Source organism: Collinsella sp. UBA1693, from assembly GCF_002320115.1.
In the GTDB taxonomy this organism is placed as follows: domain Bacteria; phylum Actinomycetota; class Coriobacteriia; order Coriobacteriales; family Coriobacteriaceae; genus Collinsella; species Collinsella tanakaei.
Window position 1 is genome coordinate 28858 of sequence record NZ_DCJT01000006.1, and the last position, 18328, is coordinate 47185.

Here is an 18328-nt window from a genome sequence, read left to right on the forward strand (position 1 = left end):
GGGAAGGCCGCGGCGTCATAGTTCTACCGGAAGGGATGGTCGCCATGAAGCGAATCAGCCTCATTAAGAAGGGTGCCGCAATCGCTGCCACGGCACTCACCGCGCTTGCGCTCACCGCATGCGGCAACGCGTCGACCCAGGACGCCGGCTCCACCGGTTCCTCCGACGCCGCCTATAAGATCGGCGTGTTGCAGCTTACCGAGCACACCGCGCTGGATGCCGCCAACAAGGGCTTTGTGAAGGCTCTGGATGATTCCGGTATCAACTACACCATCGACCAGCAGAACGCCCAGAACGACCAGTCTGCGTGCCAGACCATCGCCAGCAAGCTGGTGGGCGACGGCGACGATTTGATCTTCGCCATCGCGACCCCCGCCGCGCAGGCGGCCGCTAACGCTACCAAGGACATCCCCATCGTGGGCACCGCCATCACCGATTTCGCGGCGTCCGACCTGGTCGCCGATAACGACGCCCCCGGCGGCAACGTCACCGGCAGCTCCGACCTCACCCCGGTCGCCGAGCAGATCGAGATGCTGCACAAGGTGCTGCCCGACGCCAAGAAGGTTGGCCTGCTCTACGCTTCTAACGAGTCCAACTCGCTGATCCAGATTGAGATGGCCGAGGAGGCCCTGGACGAGCTGGGCATCGCGCACGAGCGCTATACCGTCTCGTCCACTAATGAGATCCAGTCCGTGGTCGAGTCCGCCGTGGGCAAGGTCGACGCCCTTTACTCGCCCACCGATAACACCATCGCCCAGGGCGCTGCGCAGGTTGGCCAGATCTGCAAGGAGAACAAGCTCCCCTTCATCGCGGGCGAGGAGGGCATGTGCATGGCCGGCGGCCCGTTCACCCTCTCCATCAACTACGAGGACCTGGGTTACCGCGCCGGCGAGATGGCCGTCAAGATTCTTAAGGGCGAGGCGAAGCCCGCCGATATGGCCATCGAGCACCTTTCCGCCGAGGACCTGGTAGTGGTTAAGAACCAGGAGATGGCCGACGCGCTTGGTATCGACCTCTCTGTTTTGGACGAGTAACTGCGCTTGGCCGCACGCTATAGGTAGTACGCCTTACGGCACCTTGGATACGGCACCGCCGCCCAAGGTGCCGCGTTGGGTTTCAAGGCTCCCGTCGAACGTTGGCGGGGCGCACGAATAAAAGGAGGTAGATGATATGGGTATCGCACTTATGGGCGCCGTCTCCCAGGGCGTGCTCTGGGGCATCATGGTGCTTGGCGTATTCATCACCTACAAGCTGTTGGACATCGCAGACCTTACGGTCGACGGCAGCTTCGCGACCGGCGGCAGCGTGTGCGCCGTGCTGCTGGTTGCCGGAGTCGATCCGCTGCTGGCGATCCTCGCCGGTATGGTCGCCGGTGGCGTCGCGGGTGCCGTGACCGGCTTTTTGCACACGGTGCTGGAGATCCCGGCTATTCTCGCCGGCATCCTCACCCAGATCTCCCTATGGTCCATCAATTTGCGCATCATGGGCAAGTCCAATACGCCGCTGCTGACGCAGCCCACCGTTTTCTCTCGCATCAGCGAGATGACCGGCCTGCCGGAAAGCACGCTTGAGACCGTTGTGGGCATCCTGGTCGCCGTGCTCATCATCGCTCTGCTGTATTGGTTCTTTGGTACCGAGATCGGCAGCGCGCTGCGCGCTACCGGCAACAACGAGGCCATGGTGCGCGCCCTGGGCGTCAACACCAACACCACCAAGATGATTGCCCTCACGCTGTCCAACGCGCTGGTGGGCCTGTCCGGCGCCCTGATTTGCCAGAGCCAGGGCTACGCTGATATCGGCATGGGCACGGGCGCTATCGTTATCGGCCTCGCCGCCATCGTCATCGGCGAGGTCCTGGGCCGTCTCACTCCGGGCAAGCTCGTCAGCTTCTCCAGCCGTCTTACTTCCGCGGTGGTGGGTTCCGTGGTGTATTTCCTCATCCGTGCCGTGGTGCTGCAGATGGGCATGAACGCCAACGACATGAAGCTGCTTTCCGCCGTCATCGTCGCGCTGGCGCTGTGCGTGCCCGTGGTGTGGGAGAAGCTCAAGCTTCGCAGTTCGTATTCGAAGGGGGATGGCTCCGATGCTTAAGCTCTCTCACGTCAAGAAGACGTTCAACCGCGGAACCGTGACCGAGAAGCGCGCCCTTACCGGCGTGGACTTGGACCTTGCGGACGGCGACTTTGTCACCATCATCGGTGGTAACGGTGCCGGTAAGTCCACCCTGCTCAACATGATCGCCGGCGTGTACCCCATCGACTCTGGCACCGTCGAGCTTGATGGTAAGGACATTTCGCGCCTGTCCGAGCCCGCTCGCGCTCAGTACCTGGGTCGCGTGTTCCAAGATCCCATGCGCGGCACCGCCGCCGATATGCAGATCGATGAGAACCTCGCCCTTGCCCGTCGCCGCGGCCAGCGCCGCACCCTTCGCTGGGGAATCACTAAGGACGAGCGCTCCGAGTATCGCGAGCTTCTCAAGATGCTTGATCTGGGCCTTGAGGATCGTATGAGCGCCAAGGTGGGCCTGCTTTCCGGTGGCCAGCGCCAGGCGCTCACCCTGCTGATGGCCACGCTCACCAACCCGCGCGTTCTGCTTTTGGACGAGCATACCGCGGCGCTGGATCCCAAGACGGCCGCCAAGGTGCTGGCCCTGACCGAGCAGATCGTCGCCGAGCGCAAGCTCACCACGTTGATGGTCACGCACAACATGAATGACGCGATCCGTATGGGAAACCGTTTGATCATGATGGGCGACGGTCACGTGATTTATGACGTCGCAGGCGAGGAGAAGAAGAACCTTACCGTTTCGGATCTGCTCAAGAAGTTTGAGGAGGTTTCCGGCGGCGCATTGGCAAACGATCGCATGTTGCTGAGCTAGGACATCGATCATCGTCCGCAGATGCCGCGCGCTGCGCACCGAGCATGGGGCGGACTGCATAATTCGCAAAGGGAACGCACGGGGCCGGGGAGCTATTCGCTTCTCGGCCCCTGTTTTGTACGTGCTTGGTTTTGCGCGGGCGCAAGGTGGGTAGAAAGGCCGATATGTCGAATGGTGGTTGACCCGGGGAGGGGTTATGATGCTGCACATTTCGTCAAAGCTCGCGAGCGTGCACAGCGAGACCGAAGTTGCGAACGAAAAGGGTGAGATTCTGTATACCGCCCAGACCGATCCGTTGTCCGCCCCAAGGCTGACGCGCGTTGTGGACGGTGCCGGTGTGGAGATCGCGCGCTATACCACCACGCGTACGGACACCAAGGACCGTGCGTACAGGATCTTGATGGCCGACGGGTCCGAGTTGGACCTCAAGCGCAAGTTCAGGGTGTCGGCCAAGACCAACGAGGCGGTCATCCGTGTGCAGCCCGTTGCTTGGTCCGTTGTCACCCGTCGAGCGTGGACGTGCCGCTTCGAGATTCGCGATGCTTCCGACCGCGTTGTCGCGCGAGCCAAGCAGGTGCCCGCGCTGCGCGGCGACGTCTACGATGTCGATGTGCTCGACAGTTCGCGCGAGGTGCGGACAGTCCTGCTATCGCTTATCGCCCGCACTGTCATCCGGGAGGATTCCCCCTCGCCGGTGTAAGTGGCGGTGGACTCGCTGCCTGCCCGTGATCGCGGGTGGGCAGGGTTTTGCACTTATTTTGCGCGAAGGGGCTTGTTTCCGTTGCGGAATACAAGGTAGCTGTACGCATAAGTCGCCAAGGACGATCCTATGACCGCGGCGAGGAGGAGGGCGACCGCCGCCCCTCCCATCTGGCGAGAGAACAAGCCGGAGACGACGGTCGCCATACCCGCGAGGACCATGGCGACGCCTCCGAAGCGGTGGGTGAGACGCCAGTTCTGGTCGTTGTCCAGCGCCCAAGGGGTTTTGCAGCCAAAGGAGTAATTGCGCTTGACCTTTGGCAGGTAGTTACCCAGCAGCATGAGCCCGATGCCGACGGTGACTCCCGTGAAGATGCCGATAGGGCTTTCATTTTGAGGGATGATGCCAAAAACGGTCAGCTCCGTGGTCCAGGTCATGCAGATCAAGAACACGGTGAAAAGCGTGACGAAGCCGGTATAGAAGCTGCCCATGCGTTCGTACGCTTTTCCACGGGGGTCTATTTTGGGGAGCGCGTAGAAAAGCGCCAGCAGGCCCAGCGGAAGCAGGTCGAGACCCAGCGTCGCCATCCTGCTGCTCCATCCGTTAACTTTGCCGGCGGCGTCCCAGTGCGTAGGGACTATATCAGGTAGCTGCGGAAAGAGGGCGAGGTGTCCAAGGAAGCTTGCGATGCACAGCGCGCCTAGGGCTATCCAGACGCGACGGTTGACGGGGGATTTGACGCTTGCGCTGCGCTGCGCGTCGTTTTGCTTATTCATCATCTGAATCACTCCTGTTGGTAAAGGTGTAAAACCAGCTCATAAGGTCTTGCAAGACCGAAGTGTTGAGACTGTAGACAATCGATTGCCCCTCGCGTTCCGCATCAACCAGGCCGGCGGCCTTGAGCGTGTTGAGGTGATGGCTGATGGACGGTTTGGTCATGTCGAAGTGGTCTGCAAGCTCGCCGGCGGTGAGATCGGCGCTTCTTAGCAGTTCGAGGATGCGCCTTCGCGTGGGGTCTGCGAGCGCTTTGAACGCTTCTCCTCCCATGGGGACTCCAATCTGGTTGACGAATTTTGCTCATGATGCGTTGCCAAGACAGGCGATTCATGCGCGGATCCGTAGAAATTTATATAATTAGACAACAATCTAAATATCAAGTCAATACGAGCTCGCGCCCTATCGACCAGGCTCGGGCAAATATCGCGCTGCTGTAGCCGGGAACGGGAAAACATGCAAGGATGCGGGGCTTGCGGCAGCTGCTAGAATAGAATGCTGGAAACTATTATCCTTACCGCATGAAAGGGTTTGGTATGGATCGCATCAAGATCGCCCAACTGTATGCCGATGCTCAGGACCTGGGTGGCAAGACGGTTACCGTTGCCGGATGGGTCAAGTCCGTGCGCGACATGAAGAACTTCGGCTTCGTCACGCTTAATGACGGAAGCTGCTTCAAGGACCTGCAGGTCGTTATGAATCGCGAAGCCCTTGAGAATTATGACGAGATCGCTCATCAGAACGTTTCCGCTGCGCTGGTTTGCACCGGTGAACTGAAGCTTACTCCCGATGCGCCGCAGCCCTTTGAGCTCGCGGCGACCGACATCGTGGTCGAGGGCGTTTCCGCTCCGGATTACCCGCTGCAAAAGAAGCGCGCGACGGTCGAATTCCTGCGTACGCAGCAGCATCTTCGTCCGCGCACCAACCTGTTCCGCGCCGTTTTTCGCGTGCGCTCGGTTGCGGCAGCAGCGATTCATCGTTTCTTCCAGGATCGCGGCTTCGTCTACGTGAATACCCCCATCATCACCGCAAGCGACTGCGAGGGCGCGGGCGAGATGTTCCGCGTTACCACCATGGATCCGGCTAACCCGCCTTTGGACGAGCACGGCAACATTGACTTTAGCCAGGACTTTTTCGGTACGGCCGCCTCTCTTACCGTATCCGGTCAGTTGAACGCCGAAAACTTCGCCATGGCTTTTGGCGACGTCTACACCTTTGGCCCCACGTTCCGCGCTGAGAACTCCAACACCACGCGTCATGCCGCCGAGTTCTGGATGATCGAGCCCGAGATCGCCTTCGCCGACCTGGCCGACGACATGGATCTTGCCGAGGACATGCTCAAGTACGTTATCCGCGACGTTATGGATCGCTGCCCTGATGAGCTGGCCATGCTTAACAAGTTTGTGGACAAGGGCCTCATCGAGCGCCTTACCCACGTGGCTAACTCTGACTTCGCTCGCGTGAGCTATACCGAGGCGGTCGAGATCCTGGAGCAGGCAGTTGCCGCTGGTCATAAGTTCGATTATCCCGTGAGCTGGGGCATCGACCTTCAGACCGAGCACGAGCGCTTCCTTACCGAGGAGCACTTCAAGTGCCCTACTTTCGTTACCGATTACCCCGCCGAGATCAAGGCGTTCTACATGCGACTGAACGATGACGGCAAGACCGTCGCCGCGGCCGACTGCCTGGTTCCCGGTATCGGCGAGATCATCGGCGGCTCTCAGCGCGAGGAGCGTCTCGATGTGCTCGAGCGCCGCATCGCCGAGCTTGGTATGGATGCCGAGCAGTACAAGTACTATCTTGACCTTCGTCGTTATGGAACTTGTAAGCACGCCGGTTTTGGCCTGGGCTTCGAGCGCTTGGTCATGTACCTCACGGGCGTAGGCAACATCCGCGACGTCTTGCCGCATCCTCGTACCGTGGGCAGCTGCGAGTTCTAATTCCAAGCGTTTCGGCGCATATAAAATGGCATGTGCGCAACTACGCCGTTAAGATTGCGCGCATGGACCCCGTCTCGTCCTCGTCCAAAGCAGAGGCAATGCTAGACTGCTCCTCCGTGTCCGCCGCCCTTATGATGACGCGCTTCCATAGGGACATTCTTAACTAGCCAAGGCGATCGGTTAAGCGAGGAGCCAAAATGGGTGCGATAGAACGCCCCCGTCGATGCAGATTGCGTTGACGGGGGCGTTCCTTTACAGTGCGGTCATTGGAAGATGTTGATTTATCGTCACAATGTGAGCGATCAAGCGAGAAGGGGGATGAGGGCATGGCTGAGCGAATCGAGCCGGTTGGCGCGCCGGTTGCGTATGAGACGCCGGACGCCGCCGCAATGCCGGCGGGGCGCCGAGATTACGGGCGCATTCCGTTTGACGGGCTGCCCAACACACGCGATTTGGGTGGTCTGACCGGCGCAGATGGTAGGACGGTTCGTCGCGGCAGCCTGCTCCGGTCGGGCGCGCTCATTTTTGGCACGGATGACGATATCGCCCGCTTGCGAGATGATTATCGCGTGCGCCTGGTGGTTGACCTGCGTAACAACGAGGAGCTGGCGGAGCTGCCAGACCCCATGGAGCAGCTGCCGGACGCGGCGTTTGTGCATGCGAGTATTTTTGAGGATCGTCATGCGGGCATCACGCAGGAGCGCGAGGCTCAGCTGGAAGCCGCCCGAAAACGCGTGAAGGAGAGTGGCGATCCCGTCGACTTCATGGTCATGTTGTATCCCGCAATGCTTTTGGACGAGGCGGGGCGGAAGGGTTACCAGGAGTTCTTCGAGGCGCTTCTGGCTTGCGAGGACGGTGCCGCGCTGTGGCACTGCCATGTGGGGCGCGACCGCTGCGGAATGGCGTCCGTGCTGGTGGAGAGCGCGCTTGGCGTTCCTGCGGAGCAGATTCGGGCGGATTACTTGGCAACTAACCTGTTTGCTCCTGCCCAGCTTACGGCAGACGGAGCCGCAAGCCTGCGGTCGCTGGCTGCCGTTACGCGCGCCGTCGAGCGCGAGTATGGCGATTATCTGGCTTATATAAAGGAGGCGCTGGGTGTTGCCCCTAGCGCAATAGAGGATCTACGCGCCCGAATGCTTGTGTAATCAAGTCCAGCGTGGCGGGGCGCTGGGCTGATTGGTAGGGGTGCAAACTATCCGGCCCGGGTGCGCTCGGCGGGCGGTGGACGGCAGGGCTATCCCTGGGATATGCGAACAACGGCGTAGTGCCCGCCGTCGCAATCGTCCAAGCTTACAATAAACCCGGCGCCATCTTGATAGATGCGCGGGTAGATGGTTTGCCCGCGCGTGGCGGCGCGGCTGTACTGCACGTCAACGGTGACGGGCGAGTCTTCGCTGCGGTTGACAAGCGCCTGTTGGGCGCGTTGCGCCGGCGGGTACTCAAGCAGCGCGTCGATCGCCATGCCAACGTACTGCGCATTGTTGACGTGGTGGTTGGTGTCGATATGGGTGGTCGCTACCCGTACGGGCGCGGCGTCGATGGCGATGGCGTCTTTTGGAAGGTGGATGCGCCGCTGGGGCGCGTCCATGTTGAGGGCAGGCTCGAAGCCGTCATGGTCTAGAAACGCTGCCAAGTGTTCATCGCTTATGCGGCAAGGCCTGCCAGTTGCGGCGTCATAGAGGAACCAGAGCGAATCCGCCTGTAGACATGGCGCCTCGTCAGCGTCGGCGTCCGCTGCGCGGATGGTGAAGTTGCGATTTGAGAACAGCCCCTTGTAGCCGGTGGGCCAGGTGTTCACGCAGATGGGATCGCCTAGGGCGGGGAGCTTGCGAATCTCGATTTTCCAAGCGGCGAGCATCCAAGCGCGGCCTGTGTCTGTTGCGCGCGCAAGGCCCTGGCCCACGGATTCCGCGTGGAAGGTGGAGGCATCTTGCAGGTAGTCGATTGCGGCGGGCACGCTCAAACGGCCCGTCTCATCTATCTCGCTATAACGAATCTTGCTGGTAAACGTATACAAATTGATCCCTTAACCCGTAGCTGGTCCGTCTGTGCCGCCGGATCGACCGACGGCACGGTTCATGTGCTGCTTCTCATGCAAAAGAAATGGTACCCAACACAGCGGTCGATTAAAGCTACTTGGTTTGGTCGGCGGTTCAGTTCTCGTCGCAGCCGCCGGCGCTGGTGCCGTTGCGGGCGACGGTGCAGATGCTGGCCCGGCACGCTTCCATGAGGTCTTCGGTGGGGTGCTCGATGGGGGTTGACATGGTTCTTCTGTTGGAACGCGCGGCGCGCCACGGTTGCCGCCGGCGTTTCGTCATATGCTAGGAAACGAAAAGCGCTGCGTCGCATCTGCGGCGCGAACAAAAAGAAGGGCTCCGCAGGCGTCGCGGCGTGCGGGGTGGAAGAGTCGAAAGCGAGAGCACATGATTATCGAGCAGCATGCCCTGTGGGGCGAGGAGACCACCCCGGTCTATCCGGCAACGTATACCGCCTATCTTGCGGACAAGCTGCCCAATACCACTACCGGTCCCCGCCCAGCCGTAATCATCTGCGGAGGCGGCGGCTTCACGCACATCGCCGCGCACGAGCAGGAGCCCGTCGCGTTCGAATTCCTCAACCGCGGTTTCCAGGCGTTTACGCTGGATTACGTTACCAGCTCCACCGGTGACGTTTCATATCCCAACCCCCAGGCGGACTTGGCGAAGATGGTCGCGACCGTGCGACTGAACGCGAGCGAGTGGAACGTCGATCCGGAGAAGGTCGTTGCGATCGGGTTTTCTGCCGGCGGTTTTATCTGCGCCTCTTTGGCAACGGAATGGAAGAGCGGCCCGTTCGCCGGACTCACCGGGGCGCGTCCGGAGGATATTCGTCCAGATGCCGCCATTCTGTGCTATCCCGTGATCGATTTCGCCTACCTGCGCGATCAGCAGACGCGCGACCCGCGCATCGATTTGCGCGTGCCCAAGACGGGCGGTAAGACTGGTCGCGATCTGCTTAATGATTTCTTGTCGATGGTGACCGGCGGCGAGGCGATCGATGAGCACCTTGCGCGCATCTGCCCTGCCACCAACGTGAGTCGTAACACTCCGCCCACCTTTGTGTGGTGTGCCGCAGACGATAAGACGGCGCCCGCGGCGCAGGTCTATCCCTTTGCCCGCCGGATGGCGGAAGAGGGCGTGGTCCACGAGCTGCACGTATTCAGCGAGGGCGCGCACGGCCTTTCCGTCGCCAACCGCAACACCGAGTCCGAGAATGCCGAACGCCAGCAGGCTGTGCACGGTTGGGTCGACCTTGCATTCGATTTCCTGGTGCGTCAAGGTATCTGCTAGGCTTGTCGCTACGGTCACTCGTCGAGTCCAGCTGCCGGTCCAAACTGCTCGTTTAGTTTGCTGGTTTGAGCCGGTGGTTAGTCGTGTATTAAAAGATGCCACCTTGAATCGCTTCAAGTGGTTCAATCTACTACGTATTTCTAAATCGGTATTACCTTGGACCATTCTGGCTCAATAAAACGGCCCTTTCTAATACATGTATTAGAAAGGGCCGTTTCGCTATATGACGGAGGCGCCGCTCAGGTGCCTGGCTAAAACCTCGCTACCTTACCTCAACCTGGCAGCTGCTCATGGTATCTAGGGCGGCTTGGTGCGACTGCGGCGTCACGCCTGCGCAAAGATCGGCTTCCACGCGCATGGGCACTTCGGGCAGGTTTGCCTTGATAAGTAGCGCGTTGCTTACTACGCAGATATCCGTGCACAGGCCAACCAGCTCGATTGAGTCGATGGGCTCCACATCGTTTTGCTCGACCAGCCATGCCGCCAGGTCAAGCGAGCCAAAAGACGGCTTGTCAAAGACCAAGGCATCGCGCGTAAGCCGGATTCGCTCGAGCTCGTCGACTAGCTCCCAACCGGGTGTGTCGCGAACGCAATGGGTAACGGGGAGCTTCGCGCCCTCCTGCGTCTGAAGGTAGTCCTTGTCGTGCGTGTCCTTGGTAAAGACCACGGTTCCCTCGAATTCTTCAGCGCGCTGCGCGACCGCCCCCACAATCGCTTGGGCTTCGGGCGTTCCCAGCGAGCCGGATACAAAGTCGTTCTGCATATCGACGACGATGAGAAAATCGTTTGCCATGGCATCTCCCTGGTCGAATTCGCCCTCATGGGGCGTATGGACGAGATTATTGTACAGCCCCGCTGCAGCTGGTTGCGGTCCCGTTGCGTTGGGGTGGTCCAGCGGCTCCAACACGTTCGGAATAGGGGGCAACGTTAAATCTTTCGGACAGATGGTACATGCGCACTGTCGTGCGAGGCGAAAGGAGGATAATACCCACCACTATGTTGCACATCAGCTCGCGGCGAATACATCGACGGCGCTTCGCGCGTCGCTTGCCGCGGGCGACTCTCGACGCTGCCAAGGAGTCACCATGTCCATGCATTTCAAGCGCTTGCTTCCCATTCCTAAAGATATCCGCGAGGAGATGCCGCTTCGAGCCGACCTGGTCGAGGCCAAGCGCGAGTTCGACGCCCAGGTGGCGGCGATCTTCCGCGGCGAGGACTCCCGCCGCGCCCTGATCATCGGGCCCTGCTCGGCCGATCGCGAGGACTCCGTTTTGGAATACATGGACCGTCTCGCTAAGCTTCAGGAGCAGGTGCGTGACCGCCTGCTCATCATCCCGCGCGTCTACACCAACAAGCCCCGCACCAAGGGCACCGGCTACAAGGGCTTGCTACATAACCCCGATCCGGAGGCCGGAGACGACCTGCTCGAGGGCGTCAAGGCTATTCGCCGCATGCACCTGCGCGTGATTGAAGAGACCGGGTTCTTCACGGCCGACGAGATGCTGTATCCCACCAACTACCAGTACCTGGTCGATCTACTGTCCTACGTTGCGGTTGGCGCGCGCTCTGTCGAGAACCAGGAGCATCGTCTGGTCGCTTCCGGCGTGCCCGTGCCCGTGGGTATGAAGAACCCCACCGCCGGCTCCACCAGCGTCATGCTCAATTCCATCTACGCCGCCCAGGCAAAGCAGGGCTTCATCTACCGCAACTGGGAAGTCGAGACCGAGGGCAACCCGCTGGCCCACGCCGTGCTGCGCGGTTATATCGGCCTGGACGGTCGCACCTATCCCAATTACCACTACGAGCACCTGGAGCGCCTGGCCGAGCGCTACACGCCGGATACCTACGCGAACCCCGCCGTGGTGATCGACTGCAACCATGACAACTCCGGCAAGCGCCCGCTTGAGCAGCTGCGCATCTGCAAAGAGGTGCTGGACTCCTGCCGTCGCAACGAATCCATCGACCGGTTGGTCCGCGGCTTCATGGTCGAGAGCTACCTGGAAGATGGCAACCAGCCCGTGGATGGCGGCGTCTACGGCAAGTCCATCACGGACGCATGCCTGGGTTGGGAGAAGACCGAGCGCCTGATTCTCGATCTCGCCGAGCGCTCCTAGTCTGTTTTCGGCCAACTCGGGGACTGCCTGAGGACTGTCCGGGGACTGCTGCGAGAAAACGTCCCTTTTGCAGGTTCCGCAGGCGGCGCGCTACGTTCCTCGTGCGCTTTGCCTAAATCTCCATGCAGAGCCTCGCGATTAGCGGGATAATGGCTACAGTCGAAAAGGAGTTAGCCATGTATGACAACGGTCCCGTATTCGGTCGCAACGACGAGTGCTGGTGCGGCAGCGGTAAGAAGTATAAGAAATGCCATCTGGCGATCGATGAGCGCCTCAACGAGCTGTGGGAGCGCGGCGAGGAGGTTCTTTCCCGCGACCTGCTGAAGACCCCCGCTGATCTCGAGGGTATTCGCCGAAGCGCCGCGGTGAACGTGGGCGCGCTCGATTACGTCGCCGAGCGCATCGCCCCGGGCTGCACCACCGGCGACATCGACCGCTGGGTGCACGAGTACACGGTCGAGCACGGCGCCATTCCCGCGCCCCTCAATTACGAGGGCTTTCCCAAGAGCGTCTGCACGTCGGTCAACTGCGTGGTGTGCCACGGTATCCCGTCTGATGATGAGGTCCTGGTAGAGGGCGACATCGTCAACGTGGACTGCTCCACCATTTTGGATGGCTATTACTCGGATTCCTCGCGTATGTTCTGCGTGGGCGAGGTGTCGCCGGAGCGTCAGCGCTTGGTCGATGTGACGCGCGAGTGCGTGGAAGCTGGCCTTGCCGCTATCAAGCCATGGGGCCACTTGGGCGACATAGCCCATGCGGTGCAGGCGCATGCCGAGGAGGCGGGCTTCAACGTGGTCCGCGAGTTTGGCGGCCACGGTATAGGCATCGAGTTCCATGAAGACCCGTTCGTGGGTTTTGTGGGCGAGGCCGGCCAGGGCGTGGTGTTGGCGCCGGGCTTCTGCTTCACCATCGAGCCGATGGTCAACGCCGGCGAGCCGGACATCGACATGAGCGATCCCAATGAATGGACCGTGCGCACCGCCGACCGCTCCGACTCCGCGCAGTGGGAGGTCCAGCTGGTCATCACCAACGATGGGTACGAGCTTCTAAGCTGGTAGGTGCGCCATGAGGATGTTCAAGGGCAAGACGGCGCCGTGGTACATCGCGCTGTTCGCCGCTGTAATGGTAGGCTTGCTGGGGTTGTACATCTGGACGGTCCCGTCTGCGGGCGACGACCAATCGATGGTCGCCAGCCTGCTGTTCATCGCGATGGCGGTCGTCGTGCTGCTCATGGGCGTACCCATCAAGCGCAACCACGTCGAGGTGCACTTTGATGACGACGCGCTCGCCGCAGGCCCGGTCGCCGCAAGTGCGGCGGAGAATCCGGTTCCGCACGGGCACGTCGACGTGGTGTACGGCGTCTGGCGCACACGCATCGAGCTCGCAGACATCGCCCACATCGAGCGCTGTCGTTCCCTGCTTGCAATGGGGACGCATGTCGCTGCGAGTTCGTCGGATTGCGTACGCATCTTCACGCGAACCGGTGGCGTCATGGTCGTCGCTTTAAAGGACAACCAAGGCTTTATCGATCTCGTCAACAAGCAACTGCGTCAGCACAAGGGATAGCTGCGCCAACGTTTTCAAATTCCCGTGCAAGCTTTGCCTGTCATAGAGCCAGCAAATGGCGCCCCTCGGGTCATCGGCCTAAGGGGCGCCTTGCATGCGGACGAATGCCTGGCGCGGTTACTACTCCGCAAAAATCACGCGTCCGTCCTTGCGTGGCTTGCATTCGTCGTTGGGGGAGGCGGGATAGCCCACTACCAGGTTGCCAATGCCCTCGTAGTCGCCTTTGATGCCCAGCTTGTCCAGAATCGCGCGCCCATCCTCGCGCTCAAAGGTCTCCTTCGCGCGGTGGATCCAGCAGTTTCCCAGATTCAAATCGGTGGCGGCAAGCATCATATTGCCCATCACCAGGCTGCCGTCGTAAAGATACGTGGGTACCGACTTATCGGCCAGCACCACCAGCACTGCCGGCGCACCGTAGAAGGGGTCGCCCTCGGTGCCCATGATCTCGGCGTTAATGCGCGATAGCTCGGCGATAAGCTCGGGGTTGGTCACCGCTACAATCAGCACGGGCTGTCGGTTGCGGCCGCTTGCGGCGTAGGTGCCGGCGGAGGCGATCTCCTCCAGGGTCTCTTTGGGTACCGGCTTATCGGTGAATGAGCGAGTGCTGTGGCGGGTAAGGATTGCTTCCATGACTTCCATTGGATTCTCCTGTTCATATGCGTGAATCGGCCGCGGTTCGCGTCAAGGGCGCAGCGGCGCACGGCACAGTATTCCCTATTGGCCCATCGCGTGGAGGCGCAACTTCAAACGGAAACAAACGCCTTACTTAAGCGGTCTTTGGGTAGGGATAAGCGGTGTCATCCACGTATTCGCCATAACGCGCGCGTCTCATCGACCGTTTATTGGCAAAATAAAACCACTTTAAAAAATGCAATTAATACGGTGACAAAATACGCTAGGCTGGTTCGTTGCCCAAGGTAAACTTCGCGCGCGCCAAACGCCGCCGCATCCGTTGCCTTGCTTTGATGTTTGCATTATGAGGAGGAGCGCTTCTATGAAGACCGTCATCGTCGGCGCCAACCACGCTGGTATCGCGGCCGCCAATACGCTGTTGGACAACTACAAGGACCAGCAGGTGGTCATGATCGACCGCAATACCAACCTTAGCTACCTGGGTTGCGGCACCGCCCTGTGGGTCGGCCGTCAAATCGATTCGTACGAGAACCTGTTCTACACCAATAAGGAGGCCTTCGAGGCCAAGGGCGCTCGCATCTACCTTGAGACCAGCGTTACCTCCATCGATTTCGCCAACCATGTGGTGCATTGCCAGAAGGCGGACGGCACCTGCTTTGACGAGAGCTATGACAAGCTCGTCTTGGCCACCGGTTCGCTGCCCATCTCGCCCAAGCTGCCCGGTTGCGACCTTGAGGGCATCAGCTTCCTCAAGCTCTTCCAGCAGGGTCAGGAAGTCGATCGCTGGATGAGCGATGAATCCGTGCGCTCCGTCGCGGTGATTGGCGCGGGCTACATTGGCGTGGAGATCGCCGAGGCTGCCAAGCGCCGCGGTAAGGAGGTACGCCTGTTCGATATCGCGCCCACTTCCTTGGCCAGCTATTATGACCCCTCCTTCACGGCGGTTATGGACGAGAACCTTGCGAGCCACGGCATCGAGTGCCACTTTGGCGAGCGCGTCGTTGCCTATCACGGCGAGAACGGCCACGTGAGCGCGATCGAGGCGGAGAAGGGCACCTACCCGGCGGACCTGGTCATCAACGCCATCGGTTTCGTTCCCAACAACGAGCTTGGCCGCGACCATCTGGAACTCTTTGCCAACGGCGCCTACCATGTCGACCGTCGCCAGCGCACCAGCGATCCGGACGTCTACGCCATCGGCGACTGCGCTACCGTGTGGTCCAACGCCTTAGCTGCCGAGACCTATATCGCTCTGGCCACCAACGCTGTTCGCTCCGGTATTGTCGCGGGGCACAATATTGGCGGCACTCGCCTGGATTCCATTGGCGTTCAGGGTTCTAACGGCATCTCGATCTTTGGCTACAACATGGTCTCCACCGGCCTGTCCGTTGCCGCCGCTACCCGCGCGGGGCTGGATGTGTGCCATGCCGATTTCGAGGACCTTCAGCGCCCCGGCTTTATGCGCGAGAACGCCAGCGTCAAGATCCGCATTGTCTACGAGCGCGGCAGCCGTCGCGTGGTGGGCGCCCAGATGGCCTCGATGGAGGATATCTCCATGGGTATCCATATGTTCTCGCTGGCTATCGAGGAGGGCGTGACCATCGACAAGCTCAAGCTGCTCGATATCTTCTTCTTGCCCCACTTCAACCAGCCGTACAACTACATCACCATGTGCGCGTTGGGCGCAGAGTAGCAGTAAGTTGGGCGGCCCGCTATTACGTGGCCGCCCCTTTTTTGATGCGTATTCGTAAAAGCCGCGGTCGATGCGCCCGCGGCTTTATGCTTTGGGTCCCTGGACAAACCAGGAAAGGTCCGCGCATCTGGGCTGCAAGGGACCGCGTAGGCTCAGTTTCGCCATAGCGCCGGGCTTAAAGCCTATGCAGGCGCCGCTTAATAGCTCGACCATATCGTTCATAAAAGGAATGTGTCCCACGACTATTACCGTTTGGGCACCGCTTTGCTCAAGCTCGTCTAGAAACGCGACGGAGTCTTGCTCCCATAGGCAGCCCTTGTCTACAAGCGGGCGCTCTCCAATGACGTCGAGCAGCGCCTGCGCGGTTTGGTGCGTGCGAACGGCGGGGCTTACCCACACCTGCGCATGCTCGCGCTCGCTATCATCCATAAGCGAAACGCCGTGGGCAAAGCCGGTGGGCGCGCGAAGCGCGTCGAGGTCCTGGGGAGTAAGCCTGCGCTCCTCGTCCAGCTGATCGAGGGATCCGGGCTCCGCTTTGCCATGGCGGATCAAAATGAGATTTTTGACCATGATTCCTCCTGTGGGCGCGGGGGCGTTGGCGAGGGGCCGGCGGTAATCGGGCGACTTGGTTTGGAGGGGCCCTATGTGCCGGGCGGCCTTGCTGCCGGCGCGCGGTGTCGATGCATATGACAAGCGGGGTCCGCGGCCAAACGGCATCGCGGACCCCGCTTTATGCTAGTAAAGTTTACTGTTGGTCCTGGGGTGGACGCAAGCTGGTAAGCGCTGAATAGTCGATTTCCGCCGTTGAAGGGCGCATCTCGCCGGGCGCGTACCAATCCAGGGCGCAGTCGATCCAGGCGTTCCAGAAGGGCCACTCGTGCGCTCCAATGTCCGGCTCGTGGTAGGTTACGTCAAAACCGGCGTCACGCAGCAGCTGCGCCACGTCGCGGTTGTTCTGGCACAGGTTGTCGTGCTCGCCGCATGCTCCGTAAAAACGTGGACGAGGAAGGTCCGGATTGTCGCGGAAGCGGTCGATAAGCGCCACGTAGTCTTTTTCAGATCCGATCACGGTGTCAAGGTCGCCAAAGAATCGCTCGTAGTAGCGCTTCTTGCGGGGCGAGTGCGATTCCACCGCCTCTAGCACGCGATCGCGCATGAAAGCGCCGGAAAGAGAGATGATGCTGCCAAAGCGGTCTGGGCGCAGCAGGCCGTTGATCACCGCGGTGTACGCGCCAATGGAGATGCCTGCAAGCGCGGTGTCCTCGCGCTTGGCGGAGAGCGGTAGCAGGCGACGGGTAAAGTCGACCAGCTCCTCGCTAATGAACTTGCCGTGCCACTCGTCAATTTCGGGTTTGTCCAGATACAGTCCGTCTTCGCCGGAGGGCATGATTACCGCTACGTCGCGCGCTTCCGCCGTCTCGACTACGTGCGTGCGATCAATCCAATCTACGTCGCGGCCAAACAGGCCGTGCAGCAGGTAAACCGTGCGATATGGGCCGCGGCGGCGTTTGGCCAGTTTTTCGCCGTCCATCTTGTCTGCGGGAATGACGGCGGTAAGCATGACGTTGCGCTTGAGGTAGCGGGAATAGAAGTCGATGCGAAGCAGGGCCATGAGCGCCTTCCTCTCTAATGCGTGCTAATTCCTCGTCCAGAGTTCCTCGTCCTAAATCTATAGGCCCAGCCAGTCCAGGGCTTGGGGTAGGGCGGCGTTCCACAGGTCCCAGTCATGGCCTCCGTCTAGCTCGCGGTATTCGACCTCAAGACCCACGCCGCGCAGTCGATCGGCGAGCACGCGGTTGGGATGGGCGAGCGGGTCGGCGTTGCCGCACGCCATGAAGACGCGCGGGCGCGGGCGGTCGCAATAAACCAGGTCCGCGGCTAGGCGCGCGGGGTCTTTGTCGCTGCCAACAAGCTGGGATAAGTCGCCAAAAGTCGACTCCAAAAAGGAGCGGCTGAGGAAGAAGACGTCGTTGTTGATGACGTCCTCGATGTTGTCCGCGATCATGGCGGAGGACAGCGAGATGACCGACCCAAACGTTTCGCAGTATTTAAAGCCCGCGCGCAGCGCTCCGTAGGCACCCATGGAGATGCCGCCGATAAAGGTATCTTCGCGTTGGGTGGAAAGCGGAAGGATGCGACGGGTGACGTTGATTAGCTCCTGGCCCACAAAGCGACCGTAGAAGTTGTGCGACTCGGGTTGGTCAAGGTAGAACGCGTTGTAGCCGGATGGCATGACTACCGCCAGGTTGCGCGCGGCGGCCCAGCTGCGGATACGGCTTTCAGAGATCCAGTCCGCGTGGTTGCCGGTGATGCCGTGCAGCAGGTAGAGCGTCTTGAACGGAGGGCGCTCGGGCGGGTAAGGGCGGCGGTCCCAGCCTTTCTCGTCCGAGCGCATCTCCCAGTCCGTGCCCAGGGCGTCATCCATGCTGTCGAAGGGCAGCAGTATGTCGATAGTGGTGGTCCTCATCAATGAGGACGAGAAGTAGTCGATGCTGATTTGAGCCATGGTTCCCCCTTGGATCGGCTTTATGCAACCTTAGTACAGAGCGGTGTTCCAAAGTCAAGCTATGGGACATTGTACTCGCGTAAGGTGGATTAAAAGACAGAGAACCAGCAGGTGAAAGATACCGTACGTATGACTACAAATAGACATCTGGCAATAACAGCTGCTGGTGCACGGCGCCGCTGGTGCCGTCGC

At 60.5% G+C, this 18328-nt stretch carries 19 protein-coding genes; 11 read left to right on the forward strand and 8 right to left on the reverse strand.

The window, feature by feature from the left end; translation table 11 throughout:
* Positions 1-44: 44 nt before the first annotated feature.
* The 4 genes from B3H65_RS03070 to B3H65_RS03085 all read left to right on the forward strand — a co-directional run bounded on the left by B3H65_RS03070 (position 45) and on the right by B3H65_RS03085 (position 3578).
* Positions 45-1034, forward strand: a complete 990-nt coding sequence (locus B3H65_RS03070; RefSeq protein WP_286684089.1) for an ABC transporter substrate-binding protein — start codon at positions 45-47, stop codon at positions 1032-1034.
* A gap of 136 nt (positions 1035-1170) precedes the next feature.
* The gene (locus B3H65_RS03075) at positions 1171-2091 is read left to right on the forward strand and encodes an ABC transporter permease (protein ID WP_117678790.1); all 921 of its coding nucleotides are present in this window, start codon (positions 1171-1173) and stop codon (positions 2089-2091) included.
* Entirely contained in the window at positions 2084-2878 is a 795-nt protein-coding gene (locus tag B3H65_RS03080) for an ABC transporter ATP-binding protein (protein WP_286684090.1), read from the forward strand. Before B3H65_RS03075 ends, B3H65_RS03080 begins: the two co-directional genes overlap by 8 nt.
* A 196-nt stretch (positions 2879-3074) precedes the next feature.
* Positions 3075-3578, forward strand: a complete 504-nt coding sequence (locus B3H65_RS03085; protein ID WP_286684091.1) for a hypothetical protein — start codon at positions 3075-3077, stop codon at positions 3576-3578.
* 53 nt (positions 3579-3631) lie between these two features.
* Here B3H65_RS03085 and B3H65_RS03090 read toward each other — a convergent pair whose 3' ends face one another.
* Positions 3632-4357, reverse strand: a complete 726-nt coding sequence (locus B3H65_RS03090) for an SdpI family protein (RefSeq protein WP_286684092.1) — start codon at positions 4355-4357, stop codon at positions 3632-3634.
* On the reverse strand, positions 4347-4625 hold the full coding sequence (locus B3H65_RS03095) for an autorepressor SdpR family transcription factor (protein ID WP_286684093.1): 279 nt from the start codon (positions 4623-4625) through the stop codon (positions 4347-4349). The genes B3H65_RS03090 and B3H65_RS03095 overlap by 11 nt, the downstream gene beginning before the upstream one ends.
* A gap of 263 nt (positions 4626-4888) precedes the next feature.
* Here B3H65_RS03095 and asnS point away from each other — a divergent pair, with 263 nt between their 5' ends.
* Together asnS and B3H65_RS03105 are read left to right on the forward strand one after the other, a co-directional pair.
* Positions 4889-6292, forward strand: a complete 1404-nt coding sequence (gene asnS, locus B3H65_RS03100) for an asparagine--tRNA ligase (protein WP_117678785.1) — start codon at positions 4889-4891, stop codon at positions 6290-6292.
* A gap of 326 nt (positions 6293-6618) precedes the next feature.
* A complete protein-coding gene (locus B3H65_RS03105; RefSeq protein WP_117678784.1) occupies positions 6619-7437 on the forward strand; it encodes a tyrosine-protein phosphatase in 819 nt (272 codons plus the stop codon).
* A gap of 89 nt (positions 7438-7526) precedes the next feature.
* Here B3H65_RS03105 and B3H65_RS03110 read toward each other — a convergent pair whose 3' ends face one another.
* Entirely contained in the window at positions 7527-8309 is a 783-nt protein-coding gene (locus tag B3H65_RS03110; RefSeq protein ID WP_181973239.1) for an acyl-[acyl-carrier-protein] thioesterase, read from the reverse strand.
* A 406-nt stretch (positions 8310-8715) separates the two neighbouring features.
* Here B3H65_RS03110 and B3H65_RS03115 point away from each other — a divergent pair, with 406 nt between their 5' ends.
* Positions 8716-9621 (forward strand): alpha/beta hydrolase, encoded by a 906-nt coding sequence (locus tag B3H65_RS03115; protein ID WP_286684094.1) that lies wholly within the window; start codon positions 8716-8718, stop codon positions 9619-9621.
* A 262-nt stretch (positions 9622-9883) separates the two neighbouring features.
* Here the strand turns inward: B3H65_RS03115 and B3H65_RS03120 are convergent, their stop codons facing one another.
* Positions 9884-10414, reverse strand: a complete 531-nt coding sequence (locus B3H65_RS03120) for a cysteine hydrolase family protein (protein WP_286684095.1) — start codon at positions 10412-10414, stop codon at positions 9884-9886.
* 292 nt (positions 10415-10706) lie between these two features.
* Here B3H65_RS03120 and B3H65_RS03125 point away from each other — a divergent pair, with 292 nt between their 5' ends.
* The 3 genes from B3H65_RS03125 to B3H65_RS03135 all read left to right on the forward strand — a co-directional run bounded on the left by B3H65_RS03125 (position 10707) and on the right by B3H65_RS03135 (position 13304).
* Positions 10707-11735, forward strand: coding sequence for a 3-deoxy-7-phosphoheptulonate synthase (locus B3H65_RS03125; protein ID WP_286684096.1), 1029 nt, complete (start codon positions 10707-10709; stop codon positions 11733-11735).
* A gap of 176 nt (positions 11736-11911) precedes the next feature.
* A complete protein-coding gene (locus B3H65_RS03130; RefSeq protein WP_286684097.1) occupies positions 11912-12796 on the forward strand; it encodes a methionyl aminopeptidase in 885 nt (294 codons plus the stop codon).
* A 7-nt stretch (positions 12797-12803) separates the two neighbouring features.
* Positions 12804-13304 (forward strand): PH domain-containing protein, encoded by a 501-nt coding sequence (locus tag B3H65_RS03135; RefSeq protein ID WP_286684098.1) that lies wholly within the window; start codon positions 12804-12806, stop codon positions 13302-13304.
* Between the two features lie 120 nt (positions 13305-13424).
* Here the strand turns inward: B3H65_RS03135 and B3H65_RS03140 are convergent, their stop codons facing one another.
* Positions 13425-13943 (reverse strand): nitroreductase, encoded by a 519-nt coding sequence (locus B3H65_RS03140; protein WP_286684099.1) that lies wholly within the window; start codon positions 13941-13943, stop codon positions 13425-13427.
* A gap of 355 nt (positions 13944-14298) precedes the next feature.
* Between B3H65_RS03140 and nox the strand changes: the two genes are divergently transcribed.
* Positions 14299-15630: a H2O-forming NADH oxidase gene (nox, locus tag B3H65_RS03145; RefSeq protein ID WP_117678777.1), complete on the forward strand. Its 1332-nt coding sequence runs from the start codon at positions 14299-14301 to the stop codon at positions 15628-15630.
* Positions 15631-15714: 84 nt separating this feature from the next.
* Here the strand turns inward: nox and B3H65_RS03150 are convergent, their stop codons facing one another.
* The 3 genes from B3H65_RS03150 to B3H65_RS03160 all read right to left on the reverse strand — a co-directional run bounded on the left by B3H65_RS03150 (position 15715) and on the right by B3H65_RS03160 (position 18136).
* Positions 15715-16200 (reverse strand): SixA phosphatase family protein, encoded by a 486-nt coding sequence (locus B3H65_RS03150; RefSeq protein WP_286684100.1) that lies wholly within the window; start codon positions 16198-16200, stop codon positions 15715-15717.
* A gap of 175 nt (positions 16201-16375) precedes the next feature.
* A complete protein-coding gene (locus tag B3H65_RS03155; RefSeq protein WP_117678775.1) occupies positions 16376-17242 on the reverse strand; it encodes an alpha/beta hydrolase in 867 nt (288 codons plus the stop codon).
* Between the two features lie 57 nt (positions 17243-17299).
* Positions 17300-18136 (reverse strand): alpha/beta hydrolase, encoded by an 837-nt coding sequence (locus B3H65_RS03160; RefSeq protein ID WP_117678774.1) that lies wholly within the window; start codon positions 18134-18136, stop codon positions 17300-17302.
* Positions 18137-18328 lie beyond the last annotated feature (192 nt).